Annotated in this window: 9 protein-coding genes and 2 pseudogenes; 8 read left to right on the top strand and 3 right to left on the bottom strand. The window is 72.0% G+C overall.

Annotated elements, in window-relative coordinates; translation table 11 throughout:
* On the bottom strand, positions 1-183 hold a 183-nt coding region (locus RUTHE_RS16030; protein ID WP_021097857.1), incomplete at its 3' end, for a zinc-ribbon domain-containing protein.
* 186 nt (positions 184-369) lie between these two features.
* Here RUTHE_RS16030 and RUTHE_RS07990 point away from each other — a divergent pair.
* From RUTHE_RS07990 to RUTHE_RS18620, 3 genes and pseudogenes are all read left to right on the top strand, one after another.
* Complete coding sequence (locus tag RUTHE_RS07990; RefSeq protein WP_040645570.1) at positions 370-1,044, top strand: cell division ATP-binding protein FtsE; 675 nt, start codon at positions 370-372, stop codon at positions 1,042-1,044.
* 8 nt (positions 1,045-1,052) lie between these two features.
* Positions 1,053-1,955 carry a cell division protein FtsX gene (locus RUTHE_RS07985; RefSeq protein ID WP_040645569.1) on the top strand — a complete coding sequence of 301 codons (903 nt, stop codon included), beginning with the start codon at positions 1,053-1,055 and terminating at the stop codon, positions 1,953-1,955.
* Positions 1,956-1,968: 13 nt separating this feature from the next.
* Positions 1,969-2,764: pseudogene (locus RUTHE_RS18620) on the top strand (lysophospholipid acyltransferase family protein).
* Between the two features lie 91 nt (positions 2,765-2,855).
* Here the strand turns inward: RUTHE_RS18620 and RUTHE_RS07975 are convergent.
* A pseudogene (locus tag RUTHE_RS07975) lies at positions 2,856-3,816 on the bottom strand (acetyl-CoA carboxylase carboxyltransferase subunit alpha).
* 238 nt (positions 3,817-4,054) lie between these two features.
* Here RUTHE_RS07975 and RUTHE_RS07970 point away from each other — a divergent pair.
* The gene (locus tag RUTHE_RS07970) at positions 4,055-4,729 is read left to right on the top strand and encodes a hypothetical protein (RefSeq protein WP_021097852.1); all 675 of its coding nucleotides are present in this window, start codon (positions 4,055-4,057) and stop codon (positions 4,727-4,729) included.
* Between the two features lie 46 nt (positions 4,730-4,775).
* Here RUTHE_RS07970 and RUTHE_RS07965 read toward each other — a convergent pair whose 3' ends face one another.
* A complete protein-coding gene (locus tag RUTHE_RS07965) occupies positions 4,776-5,741 on the bottom strand; it encodes an asparaginase (protein ID WP_040645566.1) in 966 nt (321 codons plus the stop codon).
* 198 nt (positions 5,742-5,939) lie between these two features.
* Here RUTHE_RS07965 and RUTHE_RS07960 point away from each other — a divergent pair, with 198 nt between their 5' ends.
* The 4 genes from RUTHE_RS07960 to RUTHE_RS16650 all read left to right on the top strand — a co-directional run.
* A complete protein-coding gene (locus RUTHE_RS07960; RefSeq protein ID WP_021097850.1) occupies positions 5,940-6,470 on the top strand; it encodes an invasion associated locus B family protein in 531 nt (176 codons plus the stop codon).
* Positions 6,471-6,751: 281 nt separating this feature from the next.
* The gene (rlmN, locus tag RUTHE_RS07955; RefSeq protein ID WP_021097849.1) at positions 6,752-7,918 is read left to right on the top strand and encodes a dual-specificity RNA methyltransferase RlmN; all 1,167 of its coding nucleotides are present in this window, start codon (positions 6,752-6,754) and stop codon (positions 7,916-7,918) included.
* An 89-nt stretch (positions 7,919-8,007) separates the two neighbouring features.
* Positions 8,008-8,247: a hypothetical protein gene (locus RUTHE_RS07950; RefSeq protein WP_021097848.1), complete on the top strand. Its 240-nt coding sequence runs from the start codon at positions 8,008-8,010 to the stop codon at positions 8,245-8,247.
* Positions 8,244-8,659, top strand: a 416-nt coding sequence (locus RUTHE_RS16650) for a hypothetical protein (protein WP_021097847.1), incomplete at its 3' end; no start/stop codon positions are given. The genes RUTHE_RS07950 and RUTHE_RS16650, both read left to right, overlap by 4 nt.

Here is an 8,659-nt window from a genome sequence, read left to right as displayed (position 1 = left end):
GTCGGGGCCCGGCTCCGGCGCCGGGGCGGCGGTGGCGGCGGCGGCGGCGGCGGTCGGGGCCGCACGCCCCCCTTCGAACCAGACATGGCCGCAGGCCGAGCACTGCACATCCCGTCCCTGTTCGGGAATCGCCTCGGGGGGCACCTCGTATTGCGCCCCGCAATTCGGGCAGATCACACGCATTCTGCTCTTCCCCTGCCCCTGTCAGCCGCCCCGGACCCTGCCGGGCAGGAGATTAGCGACACCCCGGCATCGCGTGAAGGCTGCCCCATGCAGGGCCCCGCCCGATGGGGCGGCCGGGCCACGGCCGCCCGCATTGAACCGGCTGGCCGCTTGCGGCACAAGGAGGGGCAGGCCGGGGGGCAGGCAGTGATCGAATTGCGGCAGGTGGGGATGGGCTATGGGGGCCGGCGGCTCTTCGCCGGGCTCGACCTCTCGCTGCAGCCCGGATCCTTTCATTTCCTCACCGGCCCTTCGGGCGCGGGCAAGACGACGCTGCTGAAGCTCTGCTATGCCGAGCTGCGCGCCACCGAAGGACAGGTGATGCTGTTCGGCCAGGACACGCGGTCGATGGGGCGCGATGCCGTGGCCCTGGCCCGCCGGCGGATCGGCGTGGTCCATCAGGACTGCCAGTTCCTCGACCATCTGCCGCTGGCCGAGAACATCCTGCTGCCCCTCACCGTGGCCGGGCGGCGGGCCGAAGGCGAGGTCCATCTGCCCGAGCTTCTGGCCTGGGTGGGACTCTCGCGGCGGGCCGATGCCCTGCCCCCGGAACTGTCGGGGGGCGAGAGGCAGCGCGCCGCCCTCGCCCGGGCCGTCATCACCGGGCCGGAGGTGATCCTGGCCGATGAACCCACCGGGAACATCGACTGGGACATGTCGCAGCGTCTTCTGACGCTGCTGGTGGAGCTCAACCGCATGGGCAGGGCGGTGCTGGTGGCGACCCATGACCTGACCCTGATCCGCGCTGCCAAGGCGCAGGTCGCCGCCCGCGTCCTGCGCCTGCGCGAGGGGCGCCTGCTGCAGGCGGGGGCGGATCTGTGAACCGCGCCATGGCCCTGATGCGGCGTCTTCTTGCCCTGCTGCGGGGCGATCCGCAGGCCGATCGCGCCGTGCCGCCCACGGGCTTCACCGCGCGGCTGACGCTGTTCACCGCCGCCGCGATGGCCTTCCTCGCGGTCTTTGCGCTGGCGCTCTCGACGGCGACGGGGCGGCTGGCCGAACGCTGGGGGGCGGAACTCGCCCGGACCGCGACGCTGCGCCTCTCGGCCCCCGAAGGCCAGATGGCGGCCCAGACGGCCACGGCCCTCACCATCCTGGCCCAGACGCCGGGGGTGGCCTCCTCGCACGCCCTCACGCCGGAGGAGAACCGCGCCCTGCTCGAGCCCTGGTTCGGCCCCGATCTGCCGGTGGAAAGCCTGCCCATCCCCCAGCTCATCGAGATCACACTGGAAGAGGACGGATTCGACGCCACAGGCCTGCGCGCCCGCCTTCAGGCCGAGGTGCCGGGCGCCGTTCTCGACGACCATACGCGCTGGCGCGCGCCGCTGACCCTTGCCGCATCGCGATTGCGCTGGCTGGGGGTGCTGGCGCTCGGCCTCATCGCGCTCTCGACGGCGGCGATGATCACACTGGCCGCCCAGGCGGCGCTGGCGGCCAATGCCCAGGTCATCCGCGTGCTCCGCCTCGTGGGGGCGCAGGATGTCTACATCGCCCGCGCCTTCGTGCGGCGCTTCACGCTGCGCGCGCTGTGGGGGGCGATGGGCGGAACGGCCGCCGGCCTGACGGCCCTGTGGATGCTGCCCGCGGCCGACACGACCGAAGGCTTCCTGACCGGCCTCGGCTTCCGCGGCGCGGGCTGGCTCTGGCCCCTGCTGATCCCGCCCTTTGCCGCGATCACGGCCTTTGCCGCCACACGGGCGGCCGCCCTTGCGACGCTGCGCGCGCAATCCTGAAGAAGGACCGCCGATGCCCAGCCTGCCCCCGCCCCGCCCCCTGCGCGCCGCCCTGTTCTTCGTCCTCATCTACGGGGCCATGGCGGTCTATGCGCTGGCCTATCTGCCCTGGGCCCTCGTCTCGCGCGATGGGGCCTTCGCCGCCGCGCATGCCTGGTGCCGCCTCGTGCGCCGCCTGGCGCGCCTCCTTGTCGGGATCGAGACCGAACAGCGCGGCACGCCCCCCCATGGCGAGGTGCTGATCGCGGCCAAGCATCAGAGCTTTCTCGATATCATCCTGCTCTTCGACGCCCTGCCGCGCGGCCGCTTCATCATGAAGCGCGAGCTGATCTGGACGCCGGTGGTCGGGCAGTATGCGCTGCGGCTGGGCTGTGTGCCCGTGGACCGCGGCAAGCGGGGACAGGCGATCCGCAAGATGGTGGCCGATGTGGCCGCCGGACGCAGGGAGCCGGGGCAGCTCATCATCTATCCCCAGGGGACCCGCGTCCCCCCCCGAGGCCCGGATGCCCTACAAGCCCGGCATCGCCGCCCTCTATGCCGAGATGGGCACGGCCTGCGTGCCGGTGGCCTGCAATGTGGGCCTGTTCTGGCCGCGCAAGGGGCTGGGCCTGCGGCCGGGACGGGCGGTCATCGAGTTCCTCGATCCGATTCCGCCGGGTCTGCCGGGGCCGGTCTTCCTGGAGCGGCTGGAAGCGGCGATCGAACCGGCTTCCGACCGGCTGATGGCGGAGGCCGGTTTCCAGCCGCCCCCCCCCGCAGCCCCGGCCGCCTCCGCCGCCTCCGGAGACCGTCCCCCGCCCACCGGATGAGGCGGGATGAGGCGGGGCGCCCCGGCCGCCCCGGGACGGATACGGGGCCGCCCCTGCGGGAGACGCCCCGCGACAGCCCCCCGCCCTGTCCTCAGGCCGCGAGACCCCGCGTTCCCATCTCGAGGAACTTGCGGCGGCGTTCCTCGCGCAGGGCGTCACCGGGGCGGTCCTTCAGCGCGGCCAGCTCGGCCCGCAGCGCATCGCCCACGGCGGAAACGGTCGCCGTGCGGTCGCGATGGGCGCCGCCCAGGGGCTCCTTCACGATGCGGTCGATGACCCCCAGCGCCGCCAGATCCTGCGCGGTCAGGCGCAGCGCCTCGGCCGCTTCGCGCATCCGTTCGGCATCCTTCCACAGGATCGAGGCACAGCCTTCGGGCGAGATGACCGAATAGATGGCATGTTCGAGCATCAGCACACGGTTCGCCGAGGCGAAGGCCACCGCGCCGCCCGACCCGCCCTCGCCGATGACGACCGCGATCACCGGCACGCGCAGGCCGAGCTGGACCTCCACGCAGCGGGCGATGGCCTCGGCCTGGCCGCGCTCCTCGGCCCCCTTGCCGGGATAGGCGCCGGGGGTGTCCACGAAGGTCAGCACCGGAAGGCCGAAGCGGTCGGCCAGATGCATCAGCCGGATCGCCGTTGCGATAGCCTTCGGGCCGGGCCATGCCGAAATTGTGCTCGATCCGCGAGCGGGTGTCGTGCCCCTTCTCATGGCCGATCACCATGACGGCCTCGCCGTCGAAGCGCCCCAATCCCCCCAGAACCGCATGATCGTCGGCAAAGGCCCGGTCCCCGGCCAGCGGCATCCAGTCGGTCAGGAGCCCCTCGATATAGTCCCGGCTGTGGGGACGGTCGGGGTGACGGGCCACCTGGGTGCGCTGCCAGGGGGTCAGGCTGCCATAGAGCTGGGCCAGAAGGTCCTTGGCCTTGCGGTCGAGGGCGGCGGCCTCCTTCTCCACATCCATGGCGGGATTGGAGCGGGCCAGGGCCCGCAGCTCCTCGGCCTTGCCCTCGATCTCGGCGAGAGGTTTCTCGAAGTCGAGATAGTTCATCTGCGGCCTCCGGGCGCCCTGAAGCCTTCGATATGGCGCGGCGGCCGCGCGGATGCAACCGCCGGACCGCAGACGGGAAGCGGGACGGAAAGCGGGACGGAAAGCGGGACGGGGGGCCGACCGTCAGGGGCACAGAGGCCCGTCCCGCACGGAACGGTTGCGCAACGGAGGGGCAGCGGGCAATCTCTTCCCGCCCCCCCTCGGCAGAGTTGCATCCGCCTTCCCCGGAGATCCCCTCATGGCCTTGCGCAGCTTCCCCGTCCTCGCCACGGCAATCGCGTCGATTCTGGCCGCCCCGATCGGCGGACCGGCACAGGCGCAGGCCCCCGATTTCGGGGACGACAGCTCCCGATGGGCCCATGACGGGGAATGCGACGACCCCCGCTTCGAAGGCGAAGGCATGGCCGCCTTCACCTCTCCCGAGGACGAGATGGCCGATGCCAGCGACTGCCGGGCCGCCTTCGAGGCCGGGCGCATCCGCCTGATCGGCGGGACGGCAGGGCCAGCCCCCGCATCGCCCGCCGGCCCTGCAGACGGATCCATCCCCTTCGGCGACGACAGTTCCCAATGGGCCCAGGACGGCGAATGCGACGACCGCCGCTTTGCCGGACCCGGCATGGCGACCAGCCTGTCCTGGGAGCATGTCGGCCGCGATGCGACCGACTGCCGGACGCTGCACGAGGCCGGTCAGGTCCGGCTGTGGGACTGGGAGGCGGCGCGCGCGGCCACCGACTGTGCGGCGATCGACTTCGGCGACGATGCCAGCGAATATGCCAATACCGGTCTCTGCGACGATCCGCGCTTCGAGGGATTCGCGATGGACGGCATCATCACCGCGAACGAGACGGGTCATGATGCCAGCGACTGCCGCCGTCTGTGCGAAATGGGGGCGATCGCGCTGCGCGACTACTGAGGAACGCCGGAGGAACGACCGGGGCCGCCGGCGGGCCGCCCCCCTCTCAGAGCCGCGTGACCAGGCGTGCCGCCGGCAGACCCCTCCAGTTGTGCTGGATCCCCGATGTCAGGCGCTGCGCCACGGGGTCTGCCGCCTCGAGCACCCCCAGCCGGACGAGCAGCGCCGCCGTCACCGCCTCGGCGGCCCGGGTCGCGCCATCCTCGGCCTTGAGGGCGAAGCCCAGGCCCCGGCCCGGCAGGATGCCGACGAACACGCCTTCGGCCCCGGTCTTGACCGCGGCGCGGCCCTGCGCGGCGCGCATCAGATCGGTGCAGGCGCGCCCCTCTCCGGCGACGAGTTCGGGATGGGCGATCATGGCCCCGACCAGGCGCGCGCGCGCCTCGCCCTCGCGGCCCGGACCGGGCGCCGCGAAACCCGCCATCGCCCGGGCGAGGCCCCGCAGCGTCGTGGCGAAGTTCGGGGCCGAACAGCCGTCGATCCCCCAGCCGGGGCTGGGCTCGCCGGTCGCCTCCTCGAAGGCGGCGCGGACGGCCCGCTGCACGGGATGGTCGGGGGCCACATAGTCCGGGCCCGCGCCCAGATGCCGGGCCAGATGGAGAAAGCCCGCATGCTTGCCCGAGCAGTTGTTGTGAAGGGGGCCGGGCCGTGCCCCCGCCCGCAGCAGCGCATGGGCGCTCTCGCGGTCGGTGGGCCAATGGGCGCCGCAGAGCAGGTCGGCCTCGGACAGGCCCAGATCGGCCAGCCAGTCCGCCACGCGCGCCACATGCATCGGCGTCCCCTGATGCGAGGCGCAGGCCAGGGCCAGCCTTTCGGAGGACAGATCCGCCCCCGACAGCACGAGCGGCAGCGCCTGGACCATCTTGCAGGAGGACCGGGGATAGATGATGCGGCCCGGATCGCCCCAGAGGGCGACCGGCTCGCCCGTGGCATCGGCGACGACGGCATGGACCCGATGCACCGATTCCGGCAGATCGCCCCGCCAGAGCTCCACCACCGCCATGTCCGCGATCCCTGCCATGGTCCCCTCTCCCCCTGTTTCCGCCACCGCGCAGAGGCGTGACCGGGCAGGGTTTGCTCCGGTCCTCCGGCGGTGCTAGGGTCGCGGTCTATCGGGTTGGATGCGCTCCTTCCAGCCGCGACGGGCGCCGTCAGATGCAGCCCGCGCAGGCCGGGGACGGAAGGGGCCCCTCAAGGAGGCAGACGGACGATGACGAAGACCCTGTCGCGGATCGCCGCAATCGCGATGATCGCCCTCGGCGCCGGCAACGCGACGGCCCAGCAGACGACATCCAACCGTGTCGCGGCCAACACCGACTGGTCGGTATTCCAGGAGACCGACCCGGTGGAATGCTTCGCGACCTCCGCCCCCAAGGAACAGGTCAACACCCGCGATGGCCAGCCTGTTCAGGTCAGCCGGGGCGAGACCCTGCTGTTCGTCTTCTATCGCCCCGCGGAGGGCGTGAACGGGCAGGTGACCTTCACGGGGGGCTATCCCTTCGCCTCGGGCTCCACGGTCACGCTCGACATCGGCGGGACGACCTTCACGCTCTTCACCGAGGGCGAATGGGCCTGGCCTGCCAATTCCGAAGAGGATGCCCGCATCATCGAGGCCATGAAGCGGGGGACGCAGGCTGTCGTGACGGGGGTCTCGGGCCGCGGCACGCAGACGCGCGATACCTTCTCGCTTCTCGGCTTCACCGCCGCCGTCGAGGAAGCCCGTTCGCGCTGCGCCAGCTGACCGCCGCGGCGCCGCATCGCACCCGCGACCGGAAGGGCGGGCCGCCGGGGGAAGCCGGGGGAACCGGCCGCAGGATCGGGGGGATCGGCGGGATCGGGGGGATCGGGGGGATCGGGGGGGGGGCACCGGCGGCGGCGCGGCGGAGACGGGCCTCGGGCCGGCACCGGCCGCCCTGCCCCCCGCATGGCAGGCAGGACCCCGGGCAAGCAGGCCCCGGCAGGGTCCTTGGAACGGGGGCCCGTCTCTGCTATGGCCTGCGTTCCCCGAGCGAGATCCCTCCCATGACCGTCCCCATCGCGCCCGATATCCTGGCCCTGCCCCGCAAACCCGCACCGGATGCGGAAGGGCGCATCAATCTCGTGGGTCTGACGCGCGAGCAGATGCGCGCCGCCCTGGTCGAGGCCGGCATCCCGGAGGCGCAGGCGCGCATGCGCACGGGCCAGATCTGGCAGTGGATCTATCACTGGGGCGTGCGCGACTTCGCGCGCATGACGAATCTCTCGAAGGCGGTGCGCGCGCTGCTGGCCGAACGCTTCGTCGCGGCCCTGCCCGAGATCGTCTCGCGGCAGATCTCCGCCGACGGAACGCGCAAATATCTCGTGCGGCTTTCGGGGGGGCATGAGGTCGAGACGGTCTACATCCCCGAGGAAGACCGCGGCACGCTCTGCGTCTCCTCGCAGGTGGGATGCACGCTGACCTGTTCCTTCTGCCATACGGGCACGCAGCGCCTTGTGCGCAATCTCACCGCCGGAGAGATCGTGGGGCAGGTGATGCTCGCCCGCGACGACCTGGGCGAATGGCCCGTCCCCGGCGCCCCCAAGGTCGAGACGCGACTTCTGTCCAACATCGTCCTGATGGGGATGGGCGAGCCGCTCTACAACTTCGAGGCGGTGCGCGACGCGATGCGCATCTGCATGGATGGCGAAGGCATCGCCCTCTCGCGCCGGCGGATCACGCTGTCCACCTCCGGCGTGGTGCCCGAGATCGCCCGCTGCGCGACCGAGATCGGCTGCCTGCTGGCGGTGAGCCTCCATGCCACGACCGACGAGATCCGCGACCGCCTGGTGCCGATCAACCGCAAATGGAACATCGAGACGCTGCTCGCGGCGCTGCGGGATTATCCGCGGCTCTCGAACTCCGAGCGGATCACCTTCGAATATGTGATGCTCGACGGGGTCAATGACAGCGACGAGGATGCGCGGCGGCTGGTCCGGCTGATCGCGGGGATCCCGGCCAAGATCAACCTGATCCCCTTCAACGAATGGCCCGGCGCGCCCTATCGCCGCAGCCCCGAGGCGCGCATCCGCCGCTTTGCCGACATCATCCACAAGGCGGGCTATGCCAGCCCCATCCGCACCCCGCGGGGCGAGGACATCATGGCCGCCTGCGGCCAGCTCAAGAGCGCGACCGAACGGGCACGCCGGGCGCGGGCGGCGGCGACGGGCTGAGGGCGCGCCTCCGCACAGCCGCACGGACAGGGCTGGCAGAGCGCCTCGCCCTCGACTAGAACCGCCCCGTTCAGGGAGGGGGCAGGCCCATGCAGATCACGCTCAACCGGATTCCCTTCGAGGTGCGGCCTGTCGCCGAAGAGCTGCGGCGCGCCCTTCTGTCGGATCCGCTGATCCGGCCGGGCCTGTCACGCCCCGTCTGGTCCTGGAATGCCGAGGCGCGCGAGGGCCGTTTCACCGCCCCCGTCTCGCCCCAGAAGGGGGTGATCCTGCCATCGGGGCTGATGGCGTGGGTGGCCCGGCCCGGCACGAATGGCGCCGGCCCGTGAAGGCCGAGGCCCCGACGCGGAAGATGGCCGAACGCTTTCTGGCCGCGCTGGGCGCCAAGGGCCTGCCCGAGGTGATGCAGGCCCTGACCCGCATCATCGGCCTGCCGCAGAAGACCATCCCCTTCGAGGCCTTCGCCGGCCTGGGGGAGGAGGTCTCCTACAGCATCCGCATGGACAGCGATCTGGCCGCGGTCGAACTGGCGGCGCCGTCGCGCAACCTCTCGGTCTTCCTGTTCCTGCCGGCCCTGGTCGTCTTCGCGCATGACTGGGCGGGAGAGCCGCCCGAGGGGCGGCCCGCGGCGGGGTCGATCCGGCCGGGCTTCATCATCCCGCCCCCGACCCAGGCCGCCCAGGCGATCCGCCGCCTGGCCCTTGCGCAGCGTCTTCAGGAGGTGCAGGCGGGGCTGGGGGG

This window comes from Rubellimicrobium thermophilum DSM 16684, from assembly GCF_000442315.1.
In the GTDB taxonomy this organism is placed as follows: domain Bacteria; phylum Pseudomonadota; class Alphaproteobacteria; order Rhodobacterales; family Rhodobacteraceae; genus Rubellimicrobium; species Rubellimicrobium thermophilum.
This window is presented reverse-complemented; position numbering and strand designations above follow the sequence as displayed.

Coding starts and splice junctions, on each gene's coding strand:
- rlmN (WP_021097849.1), top strand. CDS start 6,752: ATGACCGTCCCCATCGCGCCCGATATCCTGGCCCTGCCCCGCAAACCC.
- RUTHE_RS07970 (WP_021097852.1), top strand. CDS start 4,055: ATGGCCTTGCGCAGCTTCCCCGTCCTCGCCACGGCAATCGCGTCGATT.
- RUTHE_RS07950 (WP_021097848.1), top strand. CDS start 8,008: ATGCAGATCACGCTCAACCGGATTCCCTTCGAGGTGCGGCCTGTCGCC.
- RUTHE_RS07985 (WP_040645569.1), top strand. CDS start 1,053: ATGGCCCTGATGCGGCGTCTTCTTGCCCTGCTGCGGGGCGATCCGCAG.
- RUTHE_RS07960 (WP_021097850.1), top strand. CDS start 5,940: ATGACGAAGACCCTGTCGCGGATCGCCGCAATCGCGATGATCGCCCTC.